Annotated in this window: 14 protein-coding genes and 1 other annotated feature (1 of these 15 cut by a window edge); of the genes, 11 read left to right on the top strand and 3 right to left on the bottom strand. The window is 35.0% G+C overall.

The genetic code is table 11. The annotated features are described in order from the left end of the window. Positions 1 to 11 precede the first annotated feature (11 nt). Together JOD07_RS02165 and JOD07_RS02160 are read right to left on the bottom strand one after the other, a co-directional pair. Positions 12 to 254 carry a FeoA family protein gene (locus tag JOD07_RS02165; RefSeq protein ID WP_204611909.1) on the bottom strand — a complete coding sequence of 81 codons (243 nt, stop codon included), beginning with the start codon at positions 252 to 254 and terminating at the stop codon, positions 12 to 14. A gap of 119 nt (positions 255 to 373) precedes the next feature. Continuing rightward, positions 374 to 2,212 carry a sensor domain-containing protein gene (locus JOD07_RS02160; RefSeq protein ID WP_204611907.1) on the bottom strand — a complete coding sequence of 613 codons (1,839 nt, stop codon included), beginning with the start codon at positions 2,210 to 2,212 and terminating at the stop codon, positions 374 to 376. A 461-nt stretch (positions 2,213 to 2,673) separates the two neighbouring features. Here JOD07_RS02160 and uxuA point away from each other — a divergent pair, with 461 nt between their 5' ends. From uxuA to JOD07_RS02105, 11 genes are all read left to right on the top strand, one after another. Beyond that, a complete protein-coding gene (gene uxuA / locus JOD07_RS02155; protein ID WP_204611905.1) occupies positions 2,674 to 3,744 on the top strand; it encodes a mannonate dehydratase in 1,071 nt (356 codons plus the stop codon). Between the two features lie 5 nt (positions 3,745 to 3,749). Beyond that, positions 3,750 to 5,354 (top strand): mannitol dehydrogenase family protein, encoded by a 1,605-nt coding sequence (locus tag JOD07_RS02150; protein WP_204611895.1) that lies wholly within the window; start codon positions 3,750 to 3,752, stop codon positions 5,352 to 5,354. 149 nt (positions 5,355 to 5,503) lie between these two features. Then, positions 5,504 to 6,577: a TRAP transporter substrate-binding protein gene (locus JOD07_RS02145; protein ID WP_204611893.1), complete on the top strand. Its 1,074-nt coding sequence runs from the start codon at positions 5,504 to 5,506 to the stop codon at positions 6,575 to 6,577. Between the two features lie 69 nt (positions 6,578 to 6,646). Continuing rightward, on the top strand, positions 6,647 to 7,126 hold the full coding sequence (locus JOD07_RS02140) for a TRAP transporter small permease (RefSeq protein ID WP_204611891.1): 480 nt from the start codon (positions 6,647 to 6,649) through the stop codon (positions 7,124 to 7,126). Positions 7,127 to 7,140: 14 nt separating this feature from the next. Continuing rightward, positions 7,141 to 8,418, top strand: coding sequence for a TRAP transporter large permease (locus JOD07_RS02135; protein ID WP_204611889.1), 1,278 nt, complete (start codon positions 7,141 to 7,143; stop codon positions 8,416 to 8,418). A gap of 19 nt (positions 8,419 to 8,437) precedes the next feature. Continuing rightward, the gene (locus JOD07_RS02130) at positions 8,438 to 9,457 is read left to right on the top strand and encodes an alcohol dehydrogenase catalytic domain-containing protein (protein WP_204611887.1); all 1,020 of its coding nucleotides are present in this window, start codon (positions 8,438 to 8,440) and stop codon (positions 9,455 to 9,457) included. 297 nt (positions 9,458 to 9,754) lie between these two features. Further along, positions 9,755 to 10,477 (top strand): GntR family transcriptional regulator, encoded by a 723-nt coding sequence (locus JOD07_RS02125; protein WP_204611885.1) that lies wholly within the window; start codon positions 9,755 to 9,757, stop codon positions 10,475 to 10,477. A gap of 330 nt (positions 10,478 to 10,807) precedes the next feature. Beyond that, positions 10,808 to 11,569: an IclR family transcriptional regulator gene (locus tag JOD07_RS02120; protein WP_158740235.1), complete on the top strand. Its 762-nt coding sequence runs from the start codon at positions 10,808 to 10,810 to the stop codon at positions 11,567 to 11,569. A gap of 184 nt (positions 11,570 to 11,753) precedes the next feature. Next, positions 11,754 to 12,398: a bifunctional 4-hydroxy-2-oxoglutarate aldolase/2-dehydro-3-deoxy-phosphogluconate aldolase gene (locus JOD07_RS02115; RefSeq protein ID WP_158740272.1), complete on the top strand. Its 645-nt coding sequence runs from the start codon at positions 11,754 to 11,756 to the stop codon at positions 12,396 to 12,398. Between the two features lie 14 nt (positions 12,399 to 12,412). Beyond that, positions 12,413 to 13,438: a sugar kinase gene (locus JOD07_RS02110; RefSeq protein ID WP_158740236.1), complete on the top strand. Its 1,026-nt coding sequence runs from the start codon at positions 12,413 to 12,415 to the stop codon at positions 13,436 to 13,438. A gap of 114 nt (positions 13,439 to 13,552) precedes the next feature. Then, entirely contained in the window at positions 13,553 to 14,500 is a 948-nt protein-coding gene (locus JOD07_RS02105; protein ID WP_158740237.1) for a sugar kinase, read from the top strand. Between the two features lie 109 nt (positions 14,501 to 14,609). Here the strand turns inward: JOD07_RS02105 and JOD07_RS02100 are convergent, their stop codons facing one another. After that, on the bottom strand, positions 14,610 to 14,984 hold the full coding sequence (locus tag JOD07_RS02100) for a phage holin family protein (protein ID WP_158740238.1): 375 nt from the start codon (positions 14,982 to 14,984) through the stop codon (positions 14,610 to 14,612). Positions 14,985 to 15,227: 243 nt separating this feature from the next. Next, positions 15,228 to 15,301, top strand: a binding site (T-box leader); it runs 165 nt beyond the window's last position.

The raw sequence follows: 15,301 nt of genomic DNA, 5'->3' as shown, positions 1-15,301 counted from the left end.
AGGATACCTCCTTAATGATTTACTTTTACAAGGATTTTTGAGGCTTCTTCTTTTCTTAAGGCGATAACGGTGTTTCGAACGAAATAAGCCGTAGGATCTCCCAGAGGGCTACACCGCATAACTTTTACTTCAGTATCTTTTATAAACCCTAAATCAAGCATGCGTCTTCTTTGCGCTCCTGTGGCCCTTAGATCTTGAACGATACAGGTTTGCCCAGTTTCAACTTTATTCAAAGGAATATATATGGCTTTCATTATGTCTCCCCCCTTTATAATGTTAGACATGGCAAATATCAGCATTCAAATCAATAACATACTATTCAGCAAGTAAAAAAAAGAAACTTGTCATACCAAGTTTCTTTTTTGAAATTTATTTAAAGGATTTCAAATTTCCCCTTTTTAAGCAGTTCTTCAAATTGGTCAGCAGGAACAGGAGGGCTGAATAAAAAGCCTTGTACTTTTGGACACAAATTTTCGGTGGTGATTTGAGGTTTACTTTGGGTCTGCAATTGGGCATTTATTTTAAGCTGTAAGGTGCTGCGGGCAAAGTTTAAGATTTTTTTGAGAAAATCCAATTGATTCTGTGTTTCTATGCCTTCAGGCACTATATTTAGGTTGAGACTATTTGCCAAAAAAAGAATTGCGGTAAATATGGCACAGTTATTGGAATTTAAGTCGATGTCGTATAAAAAGGAACGGTCAATTTTCAGATGATGCAGGTTCAGATTTTTGAGGTTATTCAGTGAAGAATAGCCCATGCCGAAATCGTCCATGGAAAATTTAATCCCCAGTTGTTTTAATTGATTCAGCTTGATCAAATCTTCAATATCACTTTTCATAACAATACTTTCTGTAATTTCCAGTTCTAGATCGCTGGGATTTAATCTGCTTGTTCTTAAAATATTGGTGACAGTATCAACAAAGTCATTTTGCTGAATTTGTAGTGCGGATAGATTAACAGCGATTTTGATTGGCGAGTATCCAAAGTCTTGCCATTTTCTGTTTTGCATACATGCGGTTTCCAGAACCCATTTTCCGATGGGAATGATTAATCCGTTATCCTCTGCCAGAGGAATAAATTGATCTGGATTGAGTAGCCCCAATTCCGGATGCTGCCATCGGATTAAAGCTTCGGCGCCTACTATTTCACCAGTGCATATATTGACTTGAGGTTGATAATATAATACCAATTGGTTTTTTTCCAAAGCATGATATAAATCGTTTTCTAATGCAAGACTGGAGAAAGCAGATAAATTTATTGCGGAAGAATAGAGTTGATAATTGCCCCTAGAGTGCGTTTTAGCCTTATACATGGCTGTATCTGCATTTTTGATGAGTGTTTCTGAATCTGTGCCATCATAGGGGTAGATTCCTATTCCCATACTGGTTGTGATAAACAATTCTTTGCCATGAATAATGAATGGGAGTTCAAAAAGTTTAATAATTTTTTCAGCAGTTTTTATAATGATGTCAATGTAATATACTTCTGGAAGCAGAATAACGAATTCATCACCACCAAAACGAGATAAGACATAAGTTTCGTCCAGGGATTTTCTTAACCGTTCAGCAACGGACTGAATCAGTAAGTCTCCTGCTGAATGGCCTAATACATCATTTATATTTTTGAATCTATCTAAATCAAGAAACATGACTGCAAGCATATGATTACATTTGGAGCATTTTTCACGGGCGGCATTTAAACTCTCCATAAAATATTTTCGGTTAGGCAATCCGGTAAGACTGTCATGATAGGCTTGATAGCGAAAAATTTCTTCTATCTTTTTTTGTTCAGTAATATCAACAACATAAGATGCTTTTTTAGGTAATGCATTGGAGTCTGTAAAATAAACAGAGGTAACAATCACAGTAAACTGTTCTTGTTTTTTATTGATGACTTTGAATTCGTTTGTAGTAGTGATACGATTCATCATAAATGCTTTATGTTGCTCAATCAGCGCAGCTTTGTTTTCAGAAGGTATGACCATGGAAAAATGCTTCCCTATTAATTCTTCTGGAGTATATCCATATAATTTACAGTAAAATTCATTAACATATTCATACAATCCTTCTTCGTTCACAATGGAAAGACCGATAGGAGCTGTATTGAATAAAGTTTGAAGATTCTCGTGAGTTTTTTTTAATTTCTCAATTTCTTTCTCCATGGCTTCAATGTCTTGAATCAATTCTTTTTTAGTTTTATGGTACCTGTTCACTTTGCCACCTCCAAATATGGCGCTCCAAAAACAGATAAAATGTGCTATGTATTTCAATATATGCAGGAAAGATGCAAAAATGATAATGGTATATTTGCCTTTTGCTTTTGAAAGATTTTATAGAAGAGATCAGAGCAGGCATAAACTACGGAAAGCGGCATAGGCTTAACCATTGTAAAAAGTGTTTTAGACTTTCAAATACTTTGAATTAAGCGAGAGGTAAGAAGTATTTGATTTTTAGATAAAAAACTGTTCATTATTTCAAATCAGAGCAAAACAAGTATGGATAGCTATAGGAATTTCAAGAAGTGACTTAAAGGGAACACCAAAAAGATCTTCTACAGGATTTAATGAAGGTAGAGTAAAGTTTTAAAAAGTATTTAGCTAGTAAAATGTGAAAGGCAGGTGAAAGTGTTACAGATTTACTAAAGTTATTAGTAAGTACATTGTAACAATGCGATATGCAGATGACATTTCGATGGTATGGAGAAGGAAATGACTCAGTAACACTGGAACAGATCAAACAAATTCCGGGAGTAACAGGAATTGTTTGGGCACTTCATCACAAGCAACCGGGTGAAATCTGGTACGAGGAAGAGATTGCTGAAGTTAAAAAACAACTGGATCAATATGGATTCAACATGGATGTTGTAGAATCTGTAAATGTACATGATGATATTAAGATAGGATTGCCTTCAAGAGATCAGTACATTGAAAACTACAAAACCACTTTGCGCAATCTGGCAAAGTTTGGTGTTAAGGTTGTTTGTTACAACTTTATGCCAGTATTTGATTGGACCCGTACAGATTTGCACCATAAGCTTCCGGATGGTTCCACTGCTTTGTTTTATGAAAAGAATTTAATTAAAGAAGATCCAATGGAAATGGCAGAATATATTCTTAAAGAATGCAAAGGGTATACCATGCCAGGCTGGGAACCAGAACGTATGGCTAAACTTCAAGAATTATTTGAAGCCTATAAACCAGTTACCAAAGAAAAGCTTTGGGAGAACTTAAAATATTTCCTTGAAGCAATTATGCCTACTTGTCATGAATGTGACATCAAAATGGCTATTCATCAGGATGATCCGCCATGGGATATTTTTGGATTGCCACGATTGCTTGTTGACGAAGCTTCTATTTCAAAATTTTTATCTATGGTGGACGATCCATACAATGGACTGACACTTTGTTCCGGTTCCTTAGGGGCTAACCCAAACAACAATATTGCAGATATTATTCGTAAACATCATGATCGTATTTATTTCGCCCATATCAGAAATGTGAAGCATTATGAAAATGGGGATTTTTCAGAGGTATCCCATCGTGATTGCGATGGAGATGTTGGTATTCTAGACATTGTGAAAGCATATCACGATTGCGGCTTTAAGGGATACATTCGTCCTGATCATGGTCGTCACATATGGAATGAACAGTGTCGACCAGGTTATGGTTTATATGACCGCGCTCTTGGGGTTATGTATATTCTGGGTATATGGGATATTTTGGATAAAATTGAAGGGAAGAAGTAGCAATTATGAAGCTTAATCGTGAATCTATTAAGAATAAAGAGGCATGGAAAGGCTATAAACTTCCAAAGTATGATCTTGAAATGATCTCAGCAAATACAAAAGAAAGACCCAATTGGATTCATTTCGGAGCGGGCAATATTTTTCGGGCATTTCAAGCCAATGTTTTAAATAATCTCTTGAATGAAGGGAAAACAGATGTTGGGTTGATTGTTGCTGAAGGATATGATTATGAAATTATCGATGCAGCATATCAAAAGCAAGATAATTTAGGAATTCATGTAAAGCTTAACGGAGAGGGTTCTATCGATAAAACAGTGATCGGCAGTGTATTAGAATCCTTAAAATTAGACTCTGCTAATAAAAAGGATTTTGACAGATTGAAAGAAATTTTTAGAAAACCGTCCCTGCAAATGGCAAGTTTTACAATTACGGAAAAGGGCTACAGTTTAGTAAATGGAAAAGGTGAGATTGTTCCAGAAATAGCTGAAGACTTAAAAGAGGGTCCACAAAAAGTATCCAGCTATCTTGGAAAAGTTGCTGCCCTATTATATGAAAGATACAAAGCAGGCGAGCTGCCCATTGCTATGGTTAGTATGGATAACTGTTCCCACAATGGAGATAAGCTGAAAAGTGCCATGATTACCATCGCAAGTAGGTGGGTGCAAAATGGAGTTGCGGATGCTGGATTTGAGGCATATGTCGACAATCCTGATAAAGTGACTTTCCCATGGTCCATGATTGATAAAATTACACCCAGACCAGATGATAAAGTAAAAGAGATTTTAATAAATGATGGTTTAGAAGATATGGACCCTGTTATTACTTCTAAAAGTACTTATGTCGCTCCCTTTGTAAATGCAGAAGAAGCAGAATACCTTGTTATTGAAGATGCATTTCCCAATGGGCATCCTCCAATTGATTTAGGTGGTGTGATTTTCACCCAACGAGAGATTGTAGATAAGGTTGAAAAAATGAAAGTTTGTACTTGCTTAAACCCATTACATACGACACTTGCAGTATTTGGATGTTTGTTATCCTATACCAAGATATCTGATGAAATGAAAGATCCAGATCTTAAAAGATTGGTTGAAAGGGTAGGTTATGTAGAAGGATTACCGGTAGTAGTAGATCCAGGAATTATTAATCCAAAGGAATTTATTGATACAGTTGTAAATGTAAGAATACCTAATCCATTTATGCCGGATACCCCTCAACGTATAGCGTGTGATACCTCACAGAAACTTGCCATTCGCTTTGGAGAAACCATTAAAGCATATGTAAAAAGTCCTGACCTGGATGTTAAGAGTTTAAAAGGTATTCCACTTGTTTTGGCAGGATGGTGCCGTTATCTTATGGGAATTGATGATCAAGGTAATAAGTTTGAACTAAGTCCAGACCCAATGCTTGACAAGGTATGCCCAATTGTAGCGGATATTAAATTGGGAGATAAAGTAGATATTCATAAAGTACTACAACCCCTTCTTTCAGATGAAAGCATTTTTGGTGTTAATTTGTATGAATGTGGACTTGGTGAGCTAGTTGAATCCTATTTTAGTGAGTTGATCAGCGGTACTGGTGCAGTCAGAGCGACGATTAAAAAGTATGTATAGATTTTAGGAGTTTTTTTGAATCAAAATTAAGCGGACATGTGCAAAAACACTAAGGTCAAAAAAGTGCTGCAAAACAAATATAGTGGTTTTTATTTAAAAATTTAATTATATAATTTAAAGCATTTTACTTTTATTAGGAGGGAACAAAAATGAAGAAGAGAATTTTAGCAGTTATTTTAACAATTGGAATGATGTTTTCGTTAGCGGCATGTTCTGGTGGAAAAGGAGCTTCCAGTAATAACAATGCAGCACCAGAAAGTAATAAGCCGGCAGAGTCTGCAGATACTTCCAAAGAGCAAAAAGAATCAAATGAATCATTTGAACTAGTAATTGGTCATATTGTTGATGAAGAAAACACATGGCACAAAGCTTCATTGAAATTCAAAGAAATAGTGGAAGAAAAGTCACAAGGAAGAATTAAGGTTACTATTTATCCTAACTCTACTTTAGGATCAGAAGTTGATATGCTTCAATCTATGTTAAATGGCGGCGGCGTTGATATTGTATTTACAGGTGAAACTATGCAGACATACGCTGAAGAATTGGGTATCATTGGAATGCCATATGCGATCACCAGTCCAGAACATTTAAAAGCAGTTGTTGAAGGTGAAGTAGGAGAAGAGCTTAAGCAAATTATGATCAATAGTGGATTTAGACCATTAGCGTATTTTGAACGTGGACCACGTAATATTACATCAAATAAAAAGATTATGACTCCCGATGATCTGAAAGGATTTATTATTCGTACACCACAATCTCCAATGACAGTTGCGGCGTTTGAAGCAATGGGAGCAAAACCAACACCAATGGCTTTCTCTGAAGTATTTACTTCTTTACAACAAGGTGTTATCCATGGACAGGAAAACCCACTTGCAATGATTAGATCTGGCGGATTATTTGAAGTTCAGGATTATGTAATCCAATCAGAACACTTAAGAGCATGGGTATACGTTACAATAGCTGAACAGAAGTGGCAACAATTACTAGAAGATTTGCAGACAATAGTAGCTGAAGCAGCACAGGAAATGCAAAGCTATGAACATGAATTATTCTTAGCACAAGAAGAAGCTGACAAAACTTTCTTAGAAGAAAAAGGAATGGAATTTGTTGAAGTGGATCAGGAACCTTTCAGACAAAAAGCAGTTGAAGGAGTACTTAAGGTATTAACTGACAAACAGAAAGAGCTGTATGAAAAAATCCTAGCAGCTAATCCAGCAAAATAAAACAAAATAAAAGATGAGATTAAAGAAAGAGTGGGCGCTGCCTATCCTTTCTGCTTTTGGAGGGGAAATATGAAAAAATTTGTAAAGGTTTACAATGATATTATGACATACATTGCTTTAGTATGCTTACTTGGGTTTGTAATCAGTGTACTGATACAAGTATTTAGCAGAACTTTTTTACCATTCTCTCCATCTTGGACAGAAGAAGCAGCCAGATATTTGTTCATCTACATGGTGGCTTTTGGGGGAAGTGTTGCAGTAAGAAAAAATGAATATGTAGGTGTTGAGATTCTGTCAGATATGCTTCCTGAAAAAGCACAGCGCATTTTAAAAATAGCTATTTTAATAGCCTTGGCAGTATTCAGTGGATATGTATTAATCAATTCTACCATGGGGTTTGCTTTAATCAAATATCGAATGGTATCTACTGCAATGCAGATCCCAATGCAATATGTTTATGGATCCTTATTAGTATTTTTCGGATTATTGGTATTTAGCTATATATTAGAAATTATTCTTGTATTAACAAAACAAGACACAAGAGAGTAAGGGGGCTTAGGTAGATGGTCGCAGTATTATTTATTACATTTTTAATTTGTCTGGCTATTGGTGTTCCAGTTGCTTTTAGTTTAGGGATTTCATCTCTTGTGTATTTCATAGGAGCAGGAATGCCTCTGACGACGATGTCTCAAAGATTTTTTGCAGGACTTGATTCATTTACCTTATTATGTATTCCTGGATTTGTATTAGCAGGAAGCTTAATGAATCAAGGTGGTATTACAGAAAGATTGATAGGATTTTGTAATAAAATAGTAGGACACATTACAGGTGGATTAGCCCTTGCAAATGTTGGAGCATCTATGCTTTTTGCAGGTATTTCAGGGACAGCTTTGGCGGATACTGTTAGTATTGGTGGAGTTCTGATTCCAGCTATGAAAAAACAAGGTTATGATTCAGAATTTTCCTGTGCAGTAACTGCAGCGTCTTCCTGTGTAGGTCCAATTATTCCTCCATCTGTTCCAATGATTATAGCAGCTACAATGACAGGTTTATCTGTTTCTAAAATGTTTATTGCAGGTATTATTCCAGGAATTTTACTTGGTGTGGTTATGCTGATCGTAGCCTATATTATTTCTAAAAAGAGAAATTATCCGAAAGCAGAAAGACGAGCTACTCTAAAGGAAATTATAAAATCAGGTAAAGAATCCTTCTTTGCTATTGTGATGACTTTAATTATTTTAGTTGGTATTCTGGGCGGTATTGTAACACCAACAGAGGCGTCTATCATTGCTGTTTTATATGGTGTTCTTGTTGGATTCTTTGTTTACAAAGAATTAACAATGAAACGATTTTTAAAGTGTTTACAAGATACCGTTGTTTCCAGTGCTGCAATCATGGCATTGGTTGGATTTGCAAATATCTTTGCGTATATTTTAACCAAGGAACAGATTCCACAGATGATTGCGGAATTTATGTTGTCTGTGACAAGAAATAAATATATTATTTTATTACTTGTTAATTTGCTTTTAGTTTTTGTTGGTATGTTTATGGAAACGATTTCCGCTATTTTAATTCTTTTTCCAGTACTCCTTCGCTTAGTGACAGCAGTTGGAGTGGATCCAATTCAGTTTGGAGTTATCTGTGTATTAAATCTTGTTTTAGGATTGTGTACACCTCCGGTTGGAGTATGTCTGTTCGCAGCAACAAACATTGGAGAAACAAAATTAACAAAAGTTACAAAAGAATTAGTACCTTTCTTAGTAGGCAATTTTGCTGTATTAGGTTTAGTAACTTATGTTCCAGCACTTACTATTGGAATTGTTAATCTTTTTAGCAAATAGAGGGCGGTGAATTAAAATAATGAAAGCAATTCAAATTGAAAAGCCAGAGGTTTTGAAGATCATTGATATTGAAAAGCCAGAGATATCGGAAGAAAATAATGTATTGATTAAAGTTACAGCATCAGGTATTTGTGGTTCTGACGTTGGAATTTATCATGGGCGTAATGCGGCTGCTACCTATCCTCGTATTATTGGACATGAAATTGTAGGACGAGTAGAGGATGTAGGAAATAACGTATCAAAACTTAAGGTAGGAGACAGAGTTATTATCGATCAAGTTGTAAATTGCGGAGAATGCTATGCATGTAAAAAAGGAAGAGGAAATGTTTGTGGTAATTTGTATGTTCGAGGAGTACATATAGATGGGGGTTACCGTGAATATATTGCAGTACCTGAAGATGCCTGCTACTTACTTCCAGACAGCCTTTCTGATGTAGAAGCAGTGATGATTGAGCCTACTACAATTGCAATTCAAAGTTGCTCCAGAGCGGAACTTTCTGGAGAAGATACGTTATTATTATTAGGTTATGGTGCATTAGGAAGCAGTATTTTAAAAATTGCAAGATTAAGTGGTGCAAAAATTATTGTAGCCGATATAGTAGATGAAAAATTAAAAGAGGCCTTAAATAATGGAGCAGATTATACAATCAATATTTTAAAAGAAGATGTGGTTGCTAAAGCAAAGGAATTAACTGGGGGATATGGACCAACAGTTTCTATTGATGCAGCCTGTACAAAAGATTCGCTTTCTATTTTGCTAAAGGCTACTGGAAATGCAGGGAGAGTTATCACTATGGGATTTTCTGTAGATCCAACAGAAGTGACACAGTTTATGATTACTTCCAAAGAGCTTGACGTTCGAGGGTCCAGACTACAAAATAAAAAATTCGGAGAAGCTATTCAGTTAATTCAGGAAGGAAAACTGAATCTAAAAGGAACGGTATCTCATACATTTTCATATCTTGATGCACAGAAAGCTTTCGATTTTATCGATTCAAAAGATCCTTCTATTAGAAAAATTGTATTAACATTTGAATAAAGTAAATGATTTCACTTAATTAATGGATTCCTACTTTTATAATGTGAAGCAGGGTTGACAATAAAAAGTCTCCCTGCTTTAAATTTTCAAAAGGTTGTTTTGATATAGAGCGCTAAATAAATTATTTATATTGATTAATATCTGATATATAATTCATTTAGGAGTAAGTTTGAATTCTTTATATAGTTTAATCTCAAAAAGCAAAAATAGCATTATTATGGTAAAATTTAATAAGCCATAATTTTAGAGTAGATTCAAATGATTGCAACAGCTAAAAAATAGTGATGGAGGGAAAGTATGTCACTAAAGTATAGAGATCATGAAAATACAGTTCAAGGAGCAGTGTATTTAACTTTAAGAAATAATATTATGAATTTGCAGTTAAAGCCTGGTACTGTTATGAGTACCCAGGAAATAGCTACAAAGCTTAAGGTGAGCAGGACCCCTGTACGAGAAGCTTTCATTCGTCTCCAAAGAGAAGGATTAGTGGAGATTTTTCCGCAAAAAGAAACAGTTGTGTCAAAAATTAATTTAGACCGTGTCAGACAAGAGAGATTTATTCGTGAGAATTTAGAGATGGCAGTAATGAACTTAGCGATACAAAATTATATGCCGGAAGATATTGTAAAATTAAGAAAGAATATTCAAGTACAAAAAGATCTCTGTCAATCAAAAGATTATATAGGTTTTTTGAATATGGATACCCAATTTCATAAAACATTTTATGAAATATCTAAGCAACAATTGGCTTGGGAAACTATTAAAAATGTCAACGGACATTATAATCGCATTCGTTTAATGACTACGTGGTCTGAAGAGATTATTACAAACTCAATTAAACAACATGAAAATATAGTCAATGCATTGGAAAAAAAGGATATAGAACTGCTGCAAAAGGAAGTAAAATATCATTTGGAAAAATTAATTATAGAAAAAAATGATATTATCAAACAATACCCTGAATATTTTGAGTTAAATGCTGATGAGCAATTATACGATTTATCTATCATAAAAATATAATAAAAATCATTAATTACATCTACAACGTTCTTTTGGACATTCATTCTATGATGAATTTTTAGCTGTATTAGAGGGAAAAATAGAGAAAGATGACATAAGGGAAATGAAAAGACGGGATTATAAGGTCTCGTCTTTTCTTGTTTTACTATTTATTCAGTTTTGCTGAAATTTGTCCATAATCTTTCTTTCATCTTTAGTTTTTGGAAGAGGAGAGAAGCAAAAAATATTTTCTAAATTTAAAAAGTATGTTAAACTATGCTGGTAAATAGAATTTCTCTATTTTTGAAGAGTTTTTTAAGGAGTGAGCGCTTTTAAGAAAGGAAGATAACGATGCAGGATGTGGTTCAGTCTGTAGATCGAACATTATCCATACTGGAAGTATTATCAGATTATGAAGATGGGTTAGGATTAGCAGAGTTAAGTGCAAAATTGGACCTTCATAAGAGTACAGTACATAGATTATTATCTACATTGATGATCAAGGGATATGTAGAGCAAAACCCTGTAACGAATAAATACAAAATCACGTTTAAATTATTCGAATTAGGCAGCAAACGGCTTGCTCATATGGATATTTTAGAAATTGCCAAGCCATATTTAAAAGAATTAATGGAAAAGACCAATGAAGTGGTCCACTTAGTGATGAGGGAAAATACGGATATTATTTACATAGACAAAGTAGAATCCGAAACAACAATCAGAATGCATTCAAGAATTGGCAGAAGAAGTCCCATGTATTGCACTGCTGTAGGAAAAGCTATGATGGCATGGCTTCATGAAAAAGAAGTAGTTGATATCTGGAGCAAAAGTGACATACAACAATATACCCCTTTTACTATTACAAATTTTGAGGATATGAAAAATGAGCTGAAACTTATTAAACAGAAGGGTTTTGCCATAGATAATCAGGAAAATGAATTGGAGGTTAGATGCATAGGGGCTTCCATTTTTGATTATACAGGTAAACCTTGTGCAGCGATCAGTATATCTGGTCCTATTACAAGGATGACTGATGAAAGAATTGAAATGTTTTCAAAATGGCTTATAAAATATACATCCGAAATTTCTAAAGAACTGGGCTATAAAATGTAGCCTGGTTTTTTTATTCTTAAAAAATGCAAGATTATAAGTATGGAAGAGAATGACGGAATAATTTTGCTCAAACTAAAGATAATTGAAATATATAACCTGATTTAATCTCTTGCATAATTCATGATGATTTCGTATAATGAAACTATAGTTCATATTGTGAAACGAGAAAGGATTGAAAATCACCATGATTTCTAAAATCGAAACTTTAAAAAAGATTATGGATGTCGGTATTGTAGCAGTTGTTAGAGCTGAAAATGAAGAAAAAGCTGAAAAGATTGCTCAGGCTTGTATTGAAGGGGGAATTCCTGCAATCGAAGTTACTTTTACCGTTCCCAGAGCAGATAGAGTGATAGAATCATTAAAATCTAAATTCACTAAAGATGAATTAATCGTTGGAGCAGGTACAGTATTGGACAGTGAAACTGCAAGAGTAGCTATCCTGGCTGGAGCAGAGTACATCGTTAGTCCAGGATTTGATTTAGAAACAGCAAAATTATGTAACAGATATCAAATTCCTTATATGCCTGGATGTATGACCATTACAGAAATGATTCGTGCAATGGAAGCAGGGGCAGATGTTATTAAAGTGTTCCCAGGCAGTGCCTATGGACCAGACATTATTAAAGCAATTAAAGGGCCTCTTCCACAGGCTGTATTGATGCCTACTGGTGGAGTAAGTTTAGATAATGTAGATCAATGGATTAAAAATGGATGTGTTGCTGTAGGTGTTGGCGGAGAATTAACTGCCGGGGCAAAAAGTGGAAATTATGGGCTGATTACTGAAACAGCAAAACAATTTATAGAAAAGATCAAACAAGCTAGAAATTAAGGAGTGAAATGAAGATGAGTAAAAAAATTGTTACTATGGGAGAAATCATGCTTCGTCTTTCAACACCTGGTTATTTAAAATTTGAGCAGGCGAATTCTTTTGACGTTGTATATGGTGGTGGAGAAGCTAATGTGGCTGTATCTGTAGCAAACTATGGACTGGATGCTTATTTTGTAACCAAGCTCCCTAAAAACCCAATTGGACAGTCCGCAATAAACAGCTTAAGACAATTTGGAGTGCATACAGATTATATTGCGCGCGGCGGAGAAAGAATTGGTATCTATTATTTAGAAACAGGAGCATCCATGCGTCCTTCCAAGGTTGTTTATGACAGAGCTCATTCTGCCATCGCAGAAGCAGATGTTTCTGATTTTGATTTTGATAAAATTTTCGAAGGAGCAGACTGGTTCCATTTTAGCGGAATTACTCCTGCAATCAGCGATAAAGCAGCCGAACTTACAGAAGCAGCTTTAAAAGCAGCTAAAAAACACGGTGTAACTGTAAGCGTGGATTTAAACTACAGAAAGAAATTATGGTCTCCGGAAAAAGCACAAAAAGTAATGACCAACTTAATGCAATACGTAGATGTATGTATTGGAAATGAAGAAGATGCTGAAAAAGTATTAGGATTCAAACCTGGAGAAACCGATGTAACCAAAGGTGAATTAGAATTAGAAGGCTACAAAAATATCTTTAAAGCTATGAAAGAAAAATTCGGTTTTAAATATGTAGTAACCACTTTAAGAGAAAGCTATTCTGCATCCGATAATGGATGGAGTGCTTTAATATATGACGGAAACGAATTTTATCGTTCCAGAAAATATGATATTCGTATCGTTGACCGTGTAGGTGGTGGCGACTCTTTTGCAGGAGGATTAATTTATGGTTTGGTTACTGGTCAAAACTTCAAAGATGCATTAGAGTTCGCAGTTGCAGCTTCCGCACTGAAACATACCATCCCAGGAGATTTTAACCATGCTTCATTAGATGAAGTAATGACCCTTGTTAAGGGAGATGCTTCTGGCAGGGTTCAACGATAATACGTTAAATGTGTTCATGAGAATTACTTCCTATACATTAAAATTATTTCCTATATGAGTATGTCTAAAAACATACTCTCTTTTTTTATATAAATGATAAAGGAGATGAAAGGCATGGAGCTGATTACTTTTGGAGAATCAATGGTATTATTTAATCCAGGATCAAAAGGACCTCTTCGTTATGTCAATAATTTTTATAAAACTATAGCTGGTGCAGAGTCTAATGTGGCCATAGGTCTTGCAAGACTTGGACATGAAGTAGGATGGTTTTCAAAATTAGGAGATGACGAATTTGGAAGATATATAAAGGCAACCATCAGAGGGGAAGGGGTTGATGTTTCCAGAGTAAGAACGGATCCCCAGAATAATACGGGATTGATATTTAAAGAACGTTTTGCCCATGTTAATCCTAATGTATATTACTATCGCAAAAATTCTGCTGCTGCGAATATAACCCCGGAGGATCTGGATGAGGAATATATAAAAACAGCAAAAATACTGCATTTGACAGGCATAACTCCAGCGCTTTCTCAGTCAGCAAGAGAGACTGTATTCAGAGCTATTCAAATAGCTAAGGACAATGGGGTTTTAGTATCTTTTGACCCCAATATAAGATTAAAACTTTGGAGCGTTAATGAGGCAAGACCAGTGTTGCTAAAGATTGCAGAATCTGCAGATGTGATTTTCCCTGGAATTGATGAAGGCAAAATTTTGTTGGGAATGGAAAAACCAGAGGAAATTGCAAAAGCATTCATAGATATGGGATGCAAAATAATAGCAATTAAACTTGGGAAAGAAGGATGCTACGTAGCCAATAAAGACCAGGGAGAATATGTTGCCGGGTATCCCGTGGATGAAGTAGAAGATACTGTAGGGGCAGGAGATGGATATGCAGCAGGATTCTTATCAGGCATCTTAAGAAATTTATCTTTATCAGAATGTGCACAGTATGCTAATGGTGTAGGAGCTATGGCTACTTTAGTGAGCGGAGATATGGAAGGCCTTCCAACTTACCTTCAGCTATTGGAATTCATCGGTAAAACAGAGCATATTGATCGATAACATGTTTTTAAAAAATAGGGATCATGTTAAAACAAAAGCAAAACCTTCAAGTTCCCAACTTGAAGGTTTTGCTTTTGTTTTAACTGTTCGTATCGAACAGCTTTTAATATTATAGTGCTCGTCCGGGAGTAAGTGCATTAATGATTCCGATAACGATAGAACCAATAATGGCTCCCCAAAGGGTTACATCAAAACCTTGCACCAGATATTTTGTAAAATATATAATGGCAACAGATACGATGAATCCTACGATCCCTCTTCCAAAAGGAGAAGCATCAATTCCTGTAACTTTTTCTATCAGATAGTCTATTGCAGTAATAACAATGGAAGCAACAATGAGTGACCATAAATTAGCAATACTAAATCCAGGGGTAAAGAATGCAGTTATTGCTAGAACGACTGCTGTACCTAGTAATCGCAGCAATACATGTCCAATGCTAAAATTACCTTCATTATTGGTTCTGTTACGTGTTTCATCAGCCATATTTTTCCCTCCAATATTTCAAAAATTATTTGCTTCGAGAATAATCATATCTCAAATGCTTTAACATAAATATTTATTATATAGTGTAGTGTCTCCATTAATTATAGAATCATACAAGAGATGAAGAAAAAATTGTATTAAAAATCTTCATTTTTAAGATTAATAATAAAATTTTTCAAAAAAATTAAAATAATGATTGACTTTATGAAATATCCATGATATATTATTTTACAACTTAAAGGCTTAAAAACGATGAAGAGGAGTAGTAAGTTTTTGGATGATTTCAGAGAGCTGTTGGGTGGTGTGAAACAGCATCA

Origin of the sequence: Defluviitalea raffinosedens, from assembly GCF_016908775.1 — a bacterium.
Classification (GTDB): Bacteria; Bacillota; Clostridia; order Lachnospirales; family Defluviitaleaceae; genus Defluviitalea; species Defluviitalea raffinosedens.
Note: the sequence above shows the minus strand (reverse complement) of the source record. Positions and strands in the feature narration are given on the sequence as shown.